This window comes from Variovorax sp. GW821-FHT06D12 (assembly GCF_059419205.1).
Window position 1 is genome coordinate 1 of sequence record NZ_JBWKRI010000012.1, and the last position, 14,179, is coordinate 14,179.

Sequence of the window (14,179 nt, forward strand, 5' to 3'; positions counted from 1 at the left end):
CGCCTTTTCTTTGCTTACTTTCTTTTGGCGAAGCAAAAGAAAGTGAGTCCGCCGCCGGGCGGAACTCCCGGCCCCGGAAAGCAAACCCACGCGCCAAGTTCAACGAGCCAGCAAGGCAGGCAAAGCCGAAGCCAACATAGCAACCCCAGACAACGTCAACAAGCTCAACACGATCTTGCGAAACGCCGCTTCACTGATCCCGATATACAACCGCGCCCCCAACAACACCGGCACCGCAACAGCCGCAGCGACCAACACCAGCAACGGCAAAACCGACCGCCCGATGCTCCCGCTCGCCACATGCACAGCAAATGCCACAGCCAACATCGAGAGATTGAAGTTCTGGATCACAGCACGTTGCGTGTCGCGCTGAAAGCCGCGCAGCGTGCACCACAACGTAGGCACGACACCCGAGAAGCCGCCGATGCCCGCCATCACACCGCCGATGGCACCCGCGACACCGTCCGCCGCGCGACCGCCAAAAGTGATCTTCGGCAGGTGCTGCGACATCAGCATGGCCGGGCACCACAGCACCAGCAGCGTACCCAGGCACACCTTGAACAGCACGATGTCCAGGTGCGGCAGCAGCCAGACACCGAAGGGCACGCCGACCAGTCCGCCGAGCACGAAGGGCCAGAGGATGCGCTTGTCGAAAGACCGCCGCACCGTGAGCGCCGCAATCACCTGCCCCGTGAGGGCGCCGAACAGCGCGAGCACGGCGGCCAGTTGCGGCTCCAGCGTCCAGGCCCACACGGACATCGCGACCATGCCGAAGGCAAAGCCCGACAGGCCCTGCACGAACCCCGCCAGCACAGCGCCGACGATCACATAGACATACAAGGCTTGCATGCGGCCGATGATTGGGGGCCGCCCCCCGCGCCCAAGTGGCTTACGCCGACGCAGGCACCAGCGCCGTGCGCCGCACGCGCCGCACATTGAAGGCACTGGCGATCAACACGCCCTGCACCAGCGCCAGCCCGACGATCACGCTCGTGTACTGGCCGGCGTCCATCAGGCGACCGAACACCAGCGGCGCCACGGCCTGGCCGATGTCCAGGCCCGCGTACACCACGCCGTAGACGCGCCCCGTCGCATTGGGCGGCGTCGACTTCTTCACCAGCAGGTCGCGCGACGGCCCGGCGATGCCCGAGACGAAACCCATCGCGCCGAACAACACCGGCACCATCACCGGCGGAAACTGCGCAAAGGCCAGCACCAACGCCAGCGCCGCCGCCACGCCGAAGCCCGCGCCCACGATGCGCTCGCAGCGCGACGGGTCGGAGGCCAGGAAGCCCCCCACCACCATGCCGGCCGCACTCGCCACCATGTAGACCGTGAGGCACACCGCCACCAGCGCCACAGGCACGGCGTGCAGATGGCCGGCCGCCACGGGCGCGAAGGTCTGCACCACGCTGATCACGGCGGCGTAGAAAAAGAAGAAGCCGAAGCACATCCACACGGCCGGGATGCGCAGGAAGTCGAACTCGCCGCCCACCGGTGCGGGCTCGCCCTGCCCCGTGGCCTTGTGCACGGCCGCAGCATCGAGAGCCAGCACGCTGCGATAGATCCACAGCACCAGCAGCACCACGATCGCCACCACGCCGGCCGAGGCCAGCGCCACGCGCCACGAGAAGGCGATGGCGATCGGCACCACGAAGGCCGGCGCCAACGCCCAGCCCAGGCTGCCGGTGATGCCGTGCACGCTGTAGGCATGGCCCAGGCGCGTGGGCGCGACCTTGCGGTTGAACAACGTGTAGTCGACCGGGTGGAACACGCCGTTGCCGATGCCGCCGACCACCGCGCACGCCAGCAGCATCCAGTAGCTCTGCGCCATGGCATAGCCGAAGGCCGCGAGCCCCAGCGCGCCCAGCCCGACGAACAGCACCGGGCGCGGGCCCAGCTTGTCGACGATGAAGCCCGAGGCCGCCTGCACGATGCACGAGACCACGAAGAACACGGTGAGCACCGCCCCGAGCTCGACATAGCTCACCTGGAACGCGTCCTTCAGCCACGGAAACAGCGGCGCCAGGATCAGCTGGCTGAAATGGCTCACCGCATGCGCCAGGCCGACCAGCCCGATCAGTTGGGCGTCGGTGCGCAAAGTGGTGGCGGGAACGGCTGTCGAGGAAGTGGATGACATGGATTGCTACAAAAAACCGGTGCGGGCACCGATGCTATGCGGCACCGACGCGGCAGAATGGCGATACAGCGACAACATTTGTCGAAACCATGCCAAGCGCCGTTCCCCCCCACGCTCCGCCCGCTCCCGAGCCAGCCTCCCCCGCCAAGGCGCGCGGAACCCCCACCGCGCCGACCAACAGCGTGGGCCCGCTCACGCCGCACCTGTACGCCCCCGACGCGGTGCGACCGCTGCGCGCCAAGGAACATTTCCTGAGCGCCGACACGCTGGTCGAGCTGCACGAGCACCCGTGGCCGCAGCTCACGTTCTCGACGCGCGGCGTGATCCGTTTGAGTACGCAGGACGGCAGCTACATCGTGCCGCCGTCGCGCGCGCTGTGGGTGCCGGCCAACATGCCGCACAGCATCACGCTGATCGAAGACGCCGAGCTGCGCACCGTCTACCTGCACGCCTGGATCGCGCCCACCTGGGAGAAGTGCGAGGTGCTCGAGATCAGCCCGCTGCTGCGCGCGCTGATGCTCGCACTCGACACCACGCCCGACGGCCTGCCCCCGGCCGACCCGCATGCGCCGCAGCGCGAACGCATGATCGCGCCGCTGCTGGTCGACGAGGTCGAGCGCGCCACGCAGATCCGCATCGACGTGCCGCTGCCCTCCGACAAGCGCCTGCGCCAGCTGTGCGAGACGCTGCTGCGCAACCCGGCCGACCGCGCCACGCTGGCCGAGCGCGCCGCCGCCATCGGCGCCAGCGAGCGCACGGTGGCGCGGCTGTTCCGCGACCAGCTCGGCATGAGCTGGCAGCAATGGCGCCAGCAGGCCGTGATGGCGCACGCGCTGCCGCTGCTCGCGCGCGGCATGGCCGTGAGCCAGGTGGCGTCGGCCAGCGGCTACGCCACCGACAGCGCGTTCTGCGCCATGTTCAAGGCCGCCACGGGACGCTCGCCCACCTCGTTCCAGCACCGCAAGCGGCCGGCCACCCTTTGATGCCGCAGGGCATGGACCGGGCACACCATGGGGCTCTGGCAAGATCGGCGACCGACACCGACACCATGCACTCACCGATCCCCCTGCACATCGCGGCCGAGGCCAGGCCTGCAACGTGGACCGCCGACATCTGGCTGCGCATCCGCCGCCATTTCCTGCTGAAGGCGGTCGGCACCACGGCCTTCACCTGGCTGTTCTTCATCGGCTACTTCCACCTGCTGCGCAACCCGGCCTTTCCGGTCACGGTGATGCCGCTGACGCCGCTGGACCACCTGATCCCGTTCCAGCCCTACACGCTCGGCGCCTACCTGTCGCTGTGGGTGTACGTGGGCTTTGCGCCGGGGCTGCAGCTCACGTTTCGCGAGCTGGTGGTCTACGGGCTGTGGATCGGCGCGCTGTGCCTGAGCGGCCTGGGCCTTTTCTACTTCTGGCCGACGCAGATCCCGCCGCTGGACATCGACGTCTCGGGCTACCCCGGCTTCGCGATGCTGCAGGGCGTGGACGCGGCGGGCAACGCCTGCCCGTCGATGCACGTGGCGGTCGCCATCTTCACCGCCGTGCGCCTGGCCGACGTGCTGCGCGCGGCGCGCACGCCGTGGCTGTTGCAGGCGATCAACTGGGCCTGGTTTGCCGCCATTGCCTATTCCACGCTGGCGGTCAAGCAGCATGTGGTGCTCGACGCGGTGGCCGGCGCGCTGCTCGGGCTGGCCTTCGCGCTGCCCTCGTTGCGCTGGCGCCCCGGCCCCCGTTGATCCGGGGCCGCCCCGAGGATTTCCCTAAGGTCGAAGCGGATATCATCAATCACCATTGATCATCAACACAGGCCGAACGAGGAAGGGATCGACCCCGTGGCCCGCCACCCGCAAGGGACAGGCAGCCCATCGATCAACGGCGGCACAAGACGACAGGCATCGCAGATGAGTTCGCTGAAGGAATTGCAGGACCTGATCCACGAGAAGTACGGCATCGAACCGTCCAAGCTCGACCCGCACGCCTCGATGCGTGAAACCGGCGGACTCGATTCGCTGGCCCTGGCCGAATTCCTGTTCGCCATCGAAGACCATTTCGGCATCACCATGCCAGACGACGACGCGAGCATCGACACCCTGGCCGAGCTCGCGCAGCTGGTCGACAAGGTCCGGGCCGCCAAGACAGCGTGAGCACGCACGAAGTCGCCGTCACCGGGCTGGGCGTCATGGCGCCGCATGGCGACGCGCCCGACGCACTGTTCGATGCGCTCTTGCAGGGCCGCTCGGCCATCGCACCGGTCTTTCCCGAACTCCCCAAACCCGCCGCCGCCGCCACGGTCGCCTTCGACGAAACGCGCTGGTTCACCAAGCTGCAGCTCGCCGGCGTCGACCGCGTGAGCCAGCTGGCCGTGGCCGCCGCCGACCTCGCCCTGCGCGATGCGGGGCTGACCCTGAGCGATGCCGGCATCGATGCCGAGCGCGTCGGCGTCTACGCCGGCTGCGGCATGGGCGGCGCCGCCGCGCTCGAGGCCGCCTACCGCGGCAACGGGCGCGTCTCGCCGCTCACCATTCCCGCCTTCATGCCCAACGCGCCGGCCGCCCATGTGGCGATGCGCAACGGCGTGCTGGGCCCGGTGCTCACGTACTCGGTCGCCTGCGCCTCGTCGTCGGTGGCCATTGCCGAGGCCGCCAAGGCGGTGCAGCGCGGCGAGGTCGACATCGCCATCGCGGGCGGCAGCGAAGCGCTCATCGTCCCGGGCGTGGTGCTGGCCTGGCAGGCCATGCAGACGCTGGCCGGCTTCCAGCCCGGCGAAGCGGCCGGCGCGGTGCGCCCCTTTGCCACCGACCGCAGCGGCTTCGCACTGGGCGAAGGCTCGGCCTTCCTCATTCTCGAATCGGCCGAACGCGCCCGCGCACGCGGCGCCCGCCGCTACGCCACGCTGGCCGGCTGGGGCCTGAGCAGCGACGCCACCCACCTCACCAAGCCCGACGCACCGGGCCAGGCCCGCGCCCTGCGCGCCGCGCTGCGCCAGGCCGGCCTGCAGCCGCGCGACGTGGGCTACTGCAACGCGCACGGCACGGCCACGCGCATCGGCGACGTGGTCGAGCGCAACGCGCTAGCCGAGGTCTGGGGCGCCGATTTCGACGCCCTGCGCGTCAGCTCGACCAAGGCGCTGCACGGCCACATGCTCGGCGCGGCCGGGGCCATCGAGGCGCTGATCACCGTGCTGGCGCTGCACCGGCGCGAGCTGCCGCCCAACGCGAACTGCCGCGAGGTCGACCCCGACTGCCGGATGAACCTCGTCGCCCTCGGTGACAGCGCCGCGCCCGCGCTCGACGCCGCCATCAGCAACTCCTTCGCCTTCGGCGGCACGAACTCGGTGCTGCTGTTCCGCCGAGGCTGAGCCGCGTGCTCTTGCGGGCGCTGCGCACCCCGTGGCGCTGTGCCCCGCGCGATAGAGACATTCCGGGCTCTCCGGTATGCTGGTGGGCGCTTCTCCCCCCATGTCCGTCCAAGGAGGCCACCATGCACGTTCGCTCCACATTCGTCGCCCTTGCCCTGCTCGCCGCAGGCGCTTCGGTGCAGGCCAACAACCTGCTCGACCAGCTGAAAGAACAGGCCGGCGCGGCGGTCAACTCGCAAGGCAGCAGCAACAGCAGCGGTGGCAGCTCGGCGCTCAGCGGCCTCAGCCTCGGCGGCTTCAAGATGCCCGCCATCGGCTCCAGCACCATCGGCAGCGCGGCCGGCGTGCTCGAGTACTGCGTCAAGAACAACTACCTCGGTGGCGATGCCGCCTCCGTCAAGGACAAGCTGCTGGCCAAGATCACCGGCCAGAAGAAACAGGAAAACGACTTCGCGAGCGGTGCCAAGGGCCTGCTCAAGGGCGGCGACGGCAAGTCGCTCAACCTCAAGGGGCTGTCGTCGAAGGTCAAGGAAAAGGCCTGCGACTACGTCCTGAAGAACGCGACCTCACTGATCTAGGCTCTTTCTCTCTCTCCCGCTCTCCGCGCGCGGCGTGCCCGCCGTGCGCGCGCCCCGCTTCATGAATCCGGCTTCCCCTTCCTCTTCCCCCGCACCGTCTCTTCGCCAGCGCCTCGCACGCTGGGTTCCCTGCCTCGGCTGGCCCCGCCCGTCCGCCGCGCTGCTGCGCAACGAGGCCATGGCCGGCATCACCGTCGCGCTGATGGTGCTGCCGCAGGGCGTGGCCTATGCGGCGCTGGCCGGCATGCCGCTGGTCACGGGCGTGTACGCGGCGCTGTTTCCGGCGCTCATCGCCGTGATGTTCAGCTCGTCGCAGCGGCTGTCGGTCGGGCCGACCGCGCTCACCAGCCTGCTGGTGGGCGCGTCGCTCGCGCCGCTGGCGGTGGCGGGCAGCGACGAATGGGTGGCGATGGCGGTGTGGCTCACGCTGATGTCGGGCGCGATCCAGATCGTGCTCGGCGCGGGGCGCTTCGGCTGGCTGCTGCGGCTGGTCAATTCGCCGGTGCTGATCGGCTTCACGCAGGGCGCGGCGGTGCTGATCGCGATTTCGCAACTGCCCGCGTTGCTGGGCTTCACGGGGCGCACCATCCCGCAGGTGCTGCAGGGCGGGCCGCTGCCCGACCTCACGGCCATCGCCTTCGGCCTGGGCAGCATCGCCGTGCTGTGGCTGGGCAAGCGCTGGGTGCCACGCTTTCCGACCACGATGGCGCTGGTGGCCGGCGCGGCCGCCATCAGCTGGAGCATCAACTACGCGCTGCGCGGCGGCGCCGTGGTGGGCGCCCTGCCATCGGGCCTGCCCTCTTTCTACTGGCCCGGCCTGCTGCCGGCGCACACCTTCAGCGCGCTGGTACTGCCCGCGCTGATGATCACGCTGGTGAGCTTTCTCGAAACCGCGTCGAGCGCCAAGGTCGACAACGGCCGCGCCGGCACGCTGTGGAACGAAAACCAGGACCTGATCGGCCAGGGGCTGGCCAAGCTGGCCTCGGGCTTCACGGGGTCGTTCCCCACCAGCTCGTCGTTCTCGCGCTCGGCCATCACGCTCTACGCGGGCGCGCAGACCGGCTGGGCGACGCTGTTCAGCGTGGCGGTGGTGGCCGGCGCGCTGCTGTGGCTCATGCCGCTGCTGTACCACGTGCCGCAGGCGGTGCTGGCGGCAGTGGTGGTCACGGCCATCCTCGGGCTGGTGAAGCCGTCGAGCTTCACCGCGCTGTGGCGCGTTTCGCGGCTCGAAGCCGGCATCGCCTTCGGCACCTTCGTGCTCACCATCGCCACCGCGCCGAGCATCTACTGGGGCGTGCTGGGCGGCCTGCTCGCCAGCCTGGCGCACTACATGTACCGCCACCTGCACCCGCGCATCATCGAAGTGGGCCTGCACCCCGACGGCAGCCTGCGCGACCGCCACCTCTGGAAGCTGCCGCCGCTCGCGCCGCAGCTGTATGCGGTGCGCATGGACGCCGAACTCGACTTCGCCTCCGCCTCCACGCTGGAGCGCGCGCTCACGGTCGCGCTGGCCGAGCGCCCCGACCTGACCGACGTGTGCCTGTTCGCACAGCCGATCAACCGCATCGACATCACCGGTGCCGAGGTGTTCGGCTCGATCCGCCGGATGATGGAATCCAAGGGCGTGCGCCTGCACCTGAGCGGCATGAAGCTGCCAGCCATGCAGGTGCTCGAACGCGCCGGCCTGCTCGCACCGGGGCCGATGCTCTTCAGCTACCGCACCGACGCCGAGGCGCTGGCCGCGCTGATGCCGCGCATCGACATGCCCGAAGAGGCCGAAGCCGCGGCCTGACCGCGCGCGCCTCTTCCCCCACACGGGCGCCATGAAAACCACCATCGAAGAACTGGTCGCCTTCCGCGCCGTGGTGGACACCGGCTCGATCACCGCTGCGGCCGACCAGCTGGGCCAGACCGTGTCGGGCATCAGCCGCGCGCTGAGCCGGCTCGAGCAGAAGCTCGGCACCACGCTGATGCGTCGCACCACGCGGCGGCTCGAACTCACCGAGGAAGGCGCCGCCTTTTTGCAGCGCACACGCGCCATCCTCGACGCGATCGACGACGCCGAAGAGCACATGGCCGCGCGCCGCCAGCAGCCCGCCGGCCGGCTGCGCGTGAACGCGGCCTCGCCCTTCATGCTGCACGCCATCGTGCCGCTGGTGCCGGAGTTCCGCCGGCTCTATCCGCAGATCAGCCTCGAACTCGACACCGACGACCTGCCCATCGACCTGCTGGAGCGGCGCACCGACGTGGCGATCCGCATCGGCCCGCTGCGCGATTCCACGCTGCACGCGCGCCCGCTCGGCACGCACCGGCTGCGCGTGCTCGCGAGCCCCGCCTACCTCGAGGCCCATGGCAAGCCGCGCAAGGTCGACGAGCTGGCCGGGCATGCGCTGCTGGGCTTCACACAGCCCGAGTCGCTCAACCGCTGGCCGCTGCGCGGCGTGCATGGCGACGAATGGACCATCGCGCCCACCGTGGTCGCGTCCAGCGGCGAGACGCTGCGCCAGCTCGCGCTGGCCGGCGTGGGCATCGTCTGCCTGTCGGACTTCATGACCGCCGCCGACCGCGCCAGCGGCGCGCTGGTGCAGGTGCTGCCCAAGGACACGGTCGACGTGCGCCAGCCCGTCAACGCCGTGTACTACCGCAACACGCAGCTGTCGGCGCGGATCACCTCGTTCCTCGACTTCCTGTCGCAGCGCATGGGCTGAGTTCAGCCTGGTGGCATCCGCTCGAACTTCGGCAGCGCCGGATCGAGGAAGTCCCAGGCGTGCCCGCGCACCGCGTACGTGACCGCCTGCGGCCGGTAGCGCCCCGGGTCGTCCAGGCTGGCGGCATGCACGGTGAAGACGCCGGGCATCGCCGCGAAGGTCATGTACACGGGCGAGCCGCAGGTCGGACAGAACGCGCGCGTCTTGACGTTGCCGCTGTCGCCCTTGAGGCTCCACAGCGTGGCCGCGCCGGTCTGCTTCACCTCGGCGCCCGCGAAGCTGAGGTACGAGCCGTGGCCCGTGCCGCTCTTGTGCTGGCAGTCCAGGCACTGGCAGTCGTTCTGGAACACGGGTTCCCCTGAAATCTCGTAGCGGATGGCGCCGCATGCGCAACCGCCGGTGTAGGCCGGGTTCATGGTTCTTGTCCTTTTCGAAGTGGTGAAGGGCAATCTAGTCGCGCGAGGCCTGGAGCGGGGAGTAACAAGATCGTCGTGAATCCGGGGCGGGCCAGAATCCGGCAGTCACGAAGACGCATCCCCAAGGAAATGCCATGCACGTCGACCTGGTGTCCGAAGCCCAACACGACTCGCTCATCGAGCTGCTGACCGAACTGCACGGCTTCTACAACGAAGGCGCGCGCGTGCCGCACGAGCTGGTGCGCGAGCACCTGCTGGGCAATCTCCTCGCCCCCGGCTCGCCGCACCAGCTCGTGGTGGCATCGACAGACGCGCACACCGTGGTCGGGCTGGCCGCGATCACCTGGGTCTTCTCGCTGGTCGACTTCGCACCGGCGCAACGCAGGCACTGCCAGCTCAAGGAGCTCTATGTGAAGTCGGGCCACCGCAGCGCCGGGGCGGGCCGCGCCCTCATGGCATGGGTGGCCGCGCGCGCCATCGCCAAGGGATGCCACCGCATCGACTGGCCCGTGAAGGCGACGAATGCGCGCGGCATCGCGTTCTATGAAGGGCTCGGCGCCTTCCAGGTTGCGGAGCGACTGAGCTATCGGTTGCTGGAACCGGCCCTGGGCGAGCTTGCGGCCTTCACGGCCCCTGCGTGACCGCCACCCGCTCCACCGCCGCCGACGCGATCTCGTAGCCGCTCACGCCCATGTCGGCCGATGCGTAGCGCGCCGCCTTCAGCGTGCCGCTCACGCGCACCGTGTCCATCGCATGCAGCCCCTTCACGGGCGCGGGCGCGATCACGTGGACGATCTGGTTGGCGGGCGGTGGCGGGGTGTGGATGCAGGCGCCGAAGTACGGCACCAGCAGGAACTCGCGGATGCCGTCTTGCGTGGCATCGAGCGGCACGACGAAGCCCGACAGCTTCGCGGGCTTGCCGTCGAGCGCGACGTTGACCGGCGCGTTGTCCCAGACGGCACGCATCTCGTCGAGCATCTGGATCGCGCGCGGGTCGTTGTCGCGCAGCGCTTCGAGGCTGATGTTGCGGTAGCGCTGGGTCGGGTCCCACTCCTTGGGCACCAGCGCGTCCCAGGCCATCTCCTGCGCGGCCGGCGCGCTGGCCGCGCCCTGCCCCTGGGCCGCGTCCGGGCTGCAGGCGGACAGCAGGCTGCCCGCGACCGCCATCAGCAGCACCATTCCCGTGCGACGAACAAAAACACTCATGGCCCCGATTGTGCTTGCCGAAGGTGACACAGCGCTCGGGGCAGGCCGGAAGACCCGCCTTGAAACGAATGGGCACACATGGCAAAAAGGCGGGCGCCGCGCCAGAATGCCGCACCACGACCACGAGGAGATCCGCATGGCACCCACAGGATGGCTTGGATTGACGTCACTCGGCACGGTTCACACCGCGATCAGCCTGATCGCCGTGTTCGCAGGCATCTGGGCCCTCCTGCGCTACAAGGAAATCACCCTGCGCACCGGCCTGGGCCAGGTCTTCGTCTGGACCACGGTGCTGACCTGCCTCACGGGCTTCGGCATCTTCCAGCACGGCGGCTTCGGCAAGCCCCATGCGCTGGGCATCATCACTTTGGTGGCGCTGGCCGTCGGCGCGCTGGCGGGGTATGGGCGGCTCGGGGCGAAATCACGCTACATCGAGGCGGTCGCCTATTCGGCGAGCTTTCTCTTCCACTGGATTCCGGCCTTCACCGAGACGCTGACGCGGCTGCCGCTGGGCGCGCCGCTGCTGCCGAACGCCGAGGCGCCCGAACTGAAGGCGATCACCGCGGTGCTCGGCGCGCTGTACGTGGTCGGCGTGACGCTGCAGATCAAGCGGCTGCGCGGCGACAAGCCCGTCAGTCCTGCACCCGCCCGCGCAGGCTCTTGATCTGCGAACGCTGGCTCTTGCCTTCGAGCCGGCGCTGCTTCGAACCGTAGGTGGGCTTGGTGGCGCGCCGCACGCGCGGCGGCGTGGCCACGCTGTCGATCACCGCCTGCAGCCGCGCGAGCGCGTCGGCGCGGTTCATCTCCTGCGTGCGGTGCTGCTGCGCCTTGAGCACGAACACGCCTTCCTGCGTGATGCGGCTGTCGCGCAAGGCGAGCAGCCGTTCCTTCACGTCGGCCGGCAGCGAGCTGGCGTGGATGTCGTAGCGCAGGTGCACCGCGCTCGACACCTTGTTGACGTTCTGCCCGCCCGCACCCTGCGCACGGATGGCGCTGATCTCGACTTCGTCGGGGTCGATCAGGAGTGGGGGGCGGAGCATGCCCGCGAGTGTGCCTTCAAACGCGTTCAAACACGGCGGCAATGCCTTGCCCGCCGCCGATGCACATCGTCACCAGCGCGTAGCGGCCGCCCGTGCGGTGCAGCTCGGCGATCGCCTTCGTCGTGATGATCGCGCCGGTCGCGCCCACCGGGTGGCCCAGCGAAATGCCCGAGCCGTTCGGGTTCACCTTGGCGGGGTCGAAGCCCAGCTCCTTGATGACGGCGCAAGCCTGCGCCGCGAACGCTTCGTTCGACTCGATCACGTCGAAGTCGCTGACCTTCAGGCCCGTGCGCTCCAACACCTTGCGCGTGGCCGGCACCGGGCCGATGCCCATGTACGCGGGTTCGACGCCGGCGTGCGCATAGCCCACGAGCCGTGCCAGCGGCTTCAGGCCCAGCGCCTTCACGCGGCCGCCTTCGGCCAGCACCACGGCAGCGGCGCCGTCGTTGATGCCCGAGGCGTTGCCGGCGGTCACGAGGCCGTCCTTCTTGAACGCGGGCTTCATCTTCGCGAGCGTGTCGACGGTGGTGTCAGCGCGCACGTGCTCGTCGGTGTCGAACAGCACGACGCCCTTGCGCGTCTTCACCTCGACCGGAACGATCTGATCCTTGAAGCGGCCCGCGGCAATGGCGGCGGCGGCGCGCTGCTGGCTGGTCACGGCCAGTTCGTCCATCTGCTCGCGCGTGATGCCGTAGCGCGCGGCCACGTTCTCGGCCGTGATGCCCATGTGGATCTTCTCCCACGGGTCGTGCAGGATGCCCAGCATGTAGTCGACCAGCACCGCGTCGCCCATGCGTGCGCCGTAGCGGGCCGAGGTGTCGAAGTACGGGCCGCGGCTCATCGATTCGGAGCCACCGCCGATGGCGATGTCGCAGTCGCCCAGCGCAATGGCCTGCGCCGCCGACACGATGGCCTGCAGGCCCGAGCCGCACAGGCGGTTCACGTTGAAGGCCGGCGTCTCGATCGGGCAGCCCGCATCGATGGCGGCCACGCGGCTCAGGTACGCGTCCTTCACGTCGGTGGGAATCACGTTGCCCATGACCACATGGCCGATGGCGTCGGCGGCCACGCCGCTGCGCTCGATGGCGGCCTTGACGGCGGTGGTGGCCAGTTGCGTGTTGGGCACGTCCTTGAGCGCACCGCCGAAGGTGCCGATGGCGGTGCGGGCGGTGCCGACCACGAAGATGTCGCGTTGGGTCATGGGATGGATCTCCTGGATTGAAAAAACGAAAACAAGGAATTCTTCAGCGGCCCGTGAAGGCCGCGGGCTTCTTGCCGAAAAAGGCATCGAGGCCGATGCGGAAATCGGCGGTGGCCGCGCACGACTGGAACGCGGCCGACTCGGCATCGAGCTGGCTCGCCAGGTCGCGGTCAAGCGATCCGCGCATCAGCCGGCGCAGGTGGCCCAGCGCCACGGTCGGGCCCTTGGCCAGCCGCTGCGCGAGTGCCATGGCCTCGGCTTCGAGCTCGGCCGCGGGCACCACGCGGTTGATGAGGCCCATGCGCTCGGCGGCGGCGGAGTCGTAGGTATCGCCGAGCATCGCGATCTCCAGCGCGCGGCGCATGCCGACCAGGCGCGGCAGCGCCCACGAGGCGCCGACGTCGCAGCTGGTGCCGACGTTCACGTAGGCCAGGTTGAAGCGCGTGCCCTCGGCCGCGAGCACGAAGTCGGCCTGCAGCATCAGGCTCAGCCCCGCACCGGCCGCCACGCCGTGCACCTGCGCGACCAGCGGCGCGTCCATGGCGTCGAGCACGGTCAGCGCCTCGTGCAGCGGGCCGATGAGGTCGGCCGCGCCCTGCTTCGGGTCGGCGCTGAGCACGCCGAGGTCGCCGCCGGCCATGAAGCCCTTGCCCGCGCCGCTCAGCAGCACGGCGCGCACGCTCTTGTCGGCAGCCAGGGTGCGCGCGGCGGCGAGGAAGGCGGTGGCCATCGGCACGTCGATGGCGTTGAGCGCGGCCGGCCGGTTGAAGCGCAGCGTGGCCACCGCGCCTTCGCGGCCCACCAGCAGGGGCGAAGAAGAAGTCTCTGAAGTCATGGGTTCGCTTTCGTCGGGGCGCGCTGCAGCACGCCGTTGAGCAGCAGCTCGATGCCCTGGTCGGCAATCTGGTCGGGCGTGAGGTCGCCGTCGGGGCGGTACCAGCGGCCGATCCAGCTCAGCGCGCCGGCCAGCATGAAGGCCGCCATCTTCGGGTCGCAGGGCGCCAGCGCGCCCTCGGCCACGCCCTCTTCGATGAGGCGGCGGAAATGCCCGTCGATGCCGGCCTTGAGGCGGCGCAGTTCCTTCTTGAGCGGATCGGGCAGCGGGTCTTCGCCGATGCGGATCACGCACATGCCGAAGTCCTGCGTGACCACGCCCGAGTAGATGCGCATGCAGGCCTTGAGCTGGTCGATGGCGCTGCCGCCTGCGGCGCGCACCTCGCCGATGCCGGTCTGCATGAGGTCCAGCGCCATCTTCACGCACTCGAGCAGGATCTGGTCCTTGTTCTCGATGTAGTAGTACAGCGTGGGCTTGCTCACGTTGAGCCGCTCGGCAATGTCGTCGAGCGAGGTCGCGTGGAAGCCGCGCTCGTTGAACAGCTGGGCGGCCGTGCGCAACACGGCCATGCGCTTGACCTCGCGCTGCTGCGCGCGGCGGTCGGCAGGCGCCCACGGAGAGGCTGAAGCAGGAACGGCGGTGGAACGGGGCATGGGGTTTGTGCGGGCGGGGAAAGTCCCGATGCCGCGAACTGCGGC

At 69.5% G+C, this 14,179-nt stretch carries 17 protein-coding genes; 9 read left to right on the top strand and 8 right to left on the bottom strand.

The genetic code is table 11. From position 1 onward, the window contains the following. Positions 1 to 99: 99 nt before the first annotated feature. Positions 100 to 849, bottom strand: a complete 750-nt coding sequence (locus tag AC07SQ_RS29185; RefSeq protein WP_095950752.1) for a sulfite exporter TauE/SafE family protein — start codon at positions 847 to 849, stop codon at positions 100 to 102. A gap of 40 nt (positions 850 to 889) precedes the next feature. Next, positions 890 to 2,140 (bottom strand): MFS transporter, encoded by a 1,251-nt coding sequence (locus AC07SQ_RS29190; protein WP_495273424.1) that lies wholly within the window; start codon positions 2,138 to 2,140, stop codon positions 890 to 892. A gap of 89 nt (positions 2,141 to 2,229) precedes the next feature. Here AC07SQ_RS29190 and AC07SQ_RS29195 point away from each other — a divergent pair, with 89 nt between their 5' ends. The 7 genes from AC07SQ_RS29195 to AC07SQ_RS29225 all read left to right on the top strand — a co-directional run bounded on the left by AC07SQ_RS29195 (position 2,230) and on the right by AC07SQ_RS29225 (position 8,783). Beyond that, positions 2,230 to 3,123 (top strand): AraC family transcriptional regulator, encoded by an 894-nt coding sequence (locus AC07SQ_RS29195; protein ID WP_070059575.1) that lies wholly within the window; start codon positions 2,230 to 2,232, stop codon positions 3,121 to 3,123. A 65-nt stretch (positions 3,124 to 3,188) separates the two neighbouring features. Then, on the top strand, positions 3,189 to 3,875 hold the full coding sequence (locus AC07SQ_RS29200) for a phosphatase PAP2 family protein (RefSeq protein WP_095950754.1): 687 nt from the start codon (positions 3,189 to 3,191) through the stop codon (positions 3,873 to 3,875). Positions 3,876 to 4,040: 165 nt separating this feature from the next. After that, on the top strand, positions 4,041 to 4,283 hold the full coding sequence (locus AC07SQ_RS29205) for an acyl carrier protein (RefSeq protein WP_062472943.1): 243 nt from the start codon (positions 4,041 to 4,043) through the stop codon (positions 4,281 to 4,283). Next, positions 4,280 to 5,497: a beta-ketoacyl-[acyl-carrier-protein] synthase family protein gene (locus AC07SQ_RS29210; RefSeq protein WP_495273423.1), complete on the top strand. Its 1,218-nt coding sequence runs from the start codon at positions 4,280 to 4,282 to the stop codon at positions 5,495 to 5,497. Before AC07SQ_RS29205 ends, AC07SQ_RS29210 begins: the two co-directional genes overlap by 4 nt. A 122-nt stretch (positions 5,498 to 5,619) precedes the next feature. Next, positions 5,620 to 6,075: a DUF2501 domain-containing protein gene (locus AC07SQ_RS29215; RefSeq protein WP_487849215.1), complete on the top strand. Its 456-nt coding sequence runs from the start codon at positions 5,620 to 5,622 to the stop codon at positions 6,073 to 6,075. 61 nt (positions 6,076 to 6,136) lie between these two features. Then, positions 6,137 to 7,867: a SulP family inorganic anion transporter gene (locus AC07SQ_RS29220; RefSeq protein ID WP_095950799.1), complete on the top strand. Its 1,731-nt coding sequence runs from the start codon at positions 6,137 to 6,139 to the stop codon at positions 7,865 to 7,867. 31 nt (positions 7,868 to 7,898) lie between these two features. Further along, positions 7,899 to 8,783, top strand: a complete 885-nt coding sequence (locus AC07SQ_RS29225; RefSeq protein ID WP_070059579.1) for a LysR family transcriptional regulator — start codon at positions 7,899 to 7,901, stop codon at positions 8,781 to 8,783. A gap of 2 nt (positions 8,784 to 8,785) precedes the next feature. On the opposite strand, the gene AC07SQ_RS29230 is transcribed toward AC07SQ_RS29225, so the two are convergent. Continuing rightward, positions 8,786 to 9,199, bottom strand: coding sequence for a GFA family protein (locus AC07SQ_RS29230; RefSeq protein WP_492695268.1), 414 nt, complete (start codon positions 9,197 to 9,199; stop codon positions 8,786 to 8,788). Between the two features lie 134 nt (positions 9,200 to 9,333). Between AC07SQ_RS29230 and AC07SQ_RS29235 the strand changes: the two genes are divergently transcribed. After that, positions 9,334 to 9,840 (top strand): GNAT family N-acetyltransferase, encoded by a 507-nt coding sequence (locus AC07SQ_RS29235; protein WP_495273422.1) that lies wholly within the window; start codon positions 9,334 to 9,336, stop codon positions 9,838 to 9,840. On the opposite strand, the gene AC07SQ_RS29240 is transcribed toward AC07SQ_RS29235, so the two are convergent. Next, complete coding sequence (locus tag AC07SQ_RS29240) at positions 9,824 to 10,405, bottom strand: DUF3299 domain-containing protein (protein WP_095744722.1); 582 nt, start codon at positions 10,403 to 10,405, stop codon at positions 9,824 to 9,826. The genes AC07SQ_RS29235 and AC07SQ_RS29240 overlap by 17 nt on opposite strands. Before the next feature lie 136 nt (positions 10,406 to 10,541). Between AC07SQ_RS29240 and AC07SQ_RS29245 the strand changes: the two genes are divergently transcribed. Continuing rightward, positions 10,542 to 11,069 carry a DUF2306 domain-containing protein gene (locus AC07SQ_RS29245; RefSeq protein ID WP_062473063.1) on the top strand — a complete coding sequence of 176 codons (528 nt, stop codon included), beginning with the start codon at positions 10,542 to 10,544 and terminating at the stop codon, positions 11,067 to 11,069. On the opposite strand, the gene arfB is transcribed toward AC07SQ_RS29245, so the two are convergent. Genes arfB through AC07SQ_RS29265 form a run of 4 tightly spaced genes read right to left on the bottom strand, consistent with a single transcriptional unit; the run spans position 11,038 to position 14,134 of the window. Further along, a complete protein-coding gene (gene arfB, locus AC07SQ_RS29250; protein WP_062472954.1) occupies positions 11,038 to 11,445 on the bottom strand; it encodes an alternative ribosome rescue aminoacyl-tRNA hydrolase ArfB in 408 nt (135 codons plus the stop codon). The genes AC07SQ_RS29245 and arfB overlap by 32 nt on opposite strands. 16 nt (positions 11,446 to 11,461) lie before the next feature. After that, on the bottom strand, positions 11,462 to 12,646 hold the full coding sequence (locus AC07SQ_RS29255; RefSeq protein WP_319360430.1) for an acetyl-CoA C-acyltransferase family protein: 1,185 nt from the start codon (positions 12,644 to 12,646) through the stop codon (positions 11,462 to 11,464). A 43-nt stretch (positions 12,647 to 12,689) separates the two neighbouring features. Further along, the gene (locus AC07SQ_RS29260; RefSeq protein WP_492732427.1) at positions 12,690 to 13,481 is read right to left on the bottom strand and encodes an enoyl-CoA hydratase/isomerase family protein; all 792 of its coding nucleotides are present in this window, start codon (positions 13,479 to 13,481) and stop codon (positions 12,690 to 12,692) included. Next, positions 13,478 to 14,134 carry a TetR/AcrR family transcriptional regulator gene (locus AC07SQ_RS29265; protein ID WP_235926668.1) on the bottom strand — a complete coding sequence of 219 codons (657 nt, stop codon included), beginning with the start codon at positions 14,132 to 14,134 and terminating at the stop codon, positions 13,478 to 13,480. The genes AC07SQ_RS29260 and AC07SQ_RS29265 overlap by 4 nt, the downstream gene beginning before the upstream one ends. Positions 14,135 to 14,179 lie beyond the last annotated feature (45 nt).

Coding starts and splice junctions, on each gene's coding strand:
- AC07SQ_RS29185 (WP_095950752.1), bottom strand. CDS start 849: ATGCAAGCCTTGTATGTCTATGTGATCGTCGGCGCTGTGCTGGCGGGG.
- AC07SQ_RS29190 (WP_495273424.1), bottom strand. CDS start 2,140: ATGTCATCCACTTCCTCGACAGCCGTTCCCGCCACCACTTTGCGCACC.
- AC07SQ_RS29195 (WP_070059575.1), top strand. CDS start 2,230: ATGCCAAGCGCCGTTCCCCCCCACGCTCCGCCCGCTCCCGAGCCAGCC.
- AC07SQ_RS29200 (WP_095950754.1), top strand. CDS start 3,189: ATGCACTCACCGATCCCCCTGCACATCGCGGCCGAGGCCAGGCCTGCA.
- AC07SQ_RS29205 (WP_062472943.1), top strand. CDS start 4,041: ATGAGTTCGCTGAAGGAATTGCAGGACCTGATCCACGAGAAGTACGGC.
- AC07SQ_RS29215 (WP_487849215.1), top strand. CDS start 5,620: ATGCACGTTCGCTCCACATTCGTCGCCCTTGCCCTGCTCGCCGCAGGC.
- AC07SQ_RS29220 (WP_095950799.1), top strand. CDS start 6,137: ATGAATCCGGCTTCCCCTTCCTCTTCCCCCGCACCGTCTCTTCGCCAG.
- AC07SQ_RS29225 (WP_070059579.1), top strand. CDS start 7,899: ATGAAAACCACCATCGAAGAACTGGTCGCCTTCCGCGCCGTGGTGGAC.
- AC07SQ_RS29230 (WP_492695268.1), bottom strand. CDS start 9,199: ATGAACCCGGCCTACACCGGCGGTTGCGCATGCGGCGCCATCCGCTAC.
- AC07SQ_RS29235 (WP_495273422.1), top strand. CDS start 9,334: ATGCACGTCGACCTGGTGTCCGAAGCCCAACACGACTCGCTCATCGAG.
- AC07SQ_RS29240 (WP_095744722.1), bottom strand. CDS start 10,405: ATGAGTGTTTTTGTTCGTCGCACGGGAATGGTGCTGCTGATGGCGGTC.
- AC07SQ_RS29245 (WP_062473063.1), top strand. CDS start 10,542: ATGGCACCCACAGGATGGCTTGGATTGACGTCACTCGGCACGGTTCAC.
- arfB (WP_062472954.1), bottom strand. CDS start 11,445: ATGCTCCGCCCCCCACTCCTGATCGACCCCGACGAAGTCGAGATCAGC.
- AC07SQ_RS29255 (WP_319360430.1), bottom strand. CDS start 12,646: ATGACCCAACGCGACATCTTCGTGGTCGGCACCGCCCGCACCGCCATC.
- AC07SQ_RS29260 (WP_492732427.1), bottom strand. CDS start 13,481: ATGACTTCAGAGACTTCTTCTTCGCCCCTGCTGGTGGGCCGCGAAGGC.
- AC07SQ_RS29265 (WP_235926668.1), bottom strand. CDS start 14,134: ATGCCCCGTTCCACCGCCGTTCCTGCTTCAGCCTCTCCGTGGGCGCCT.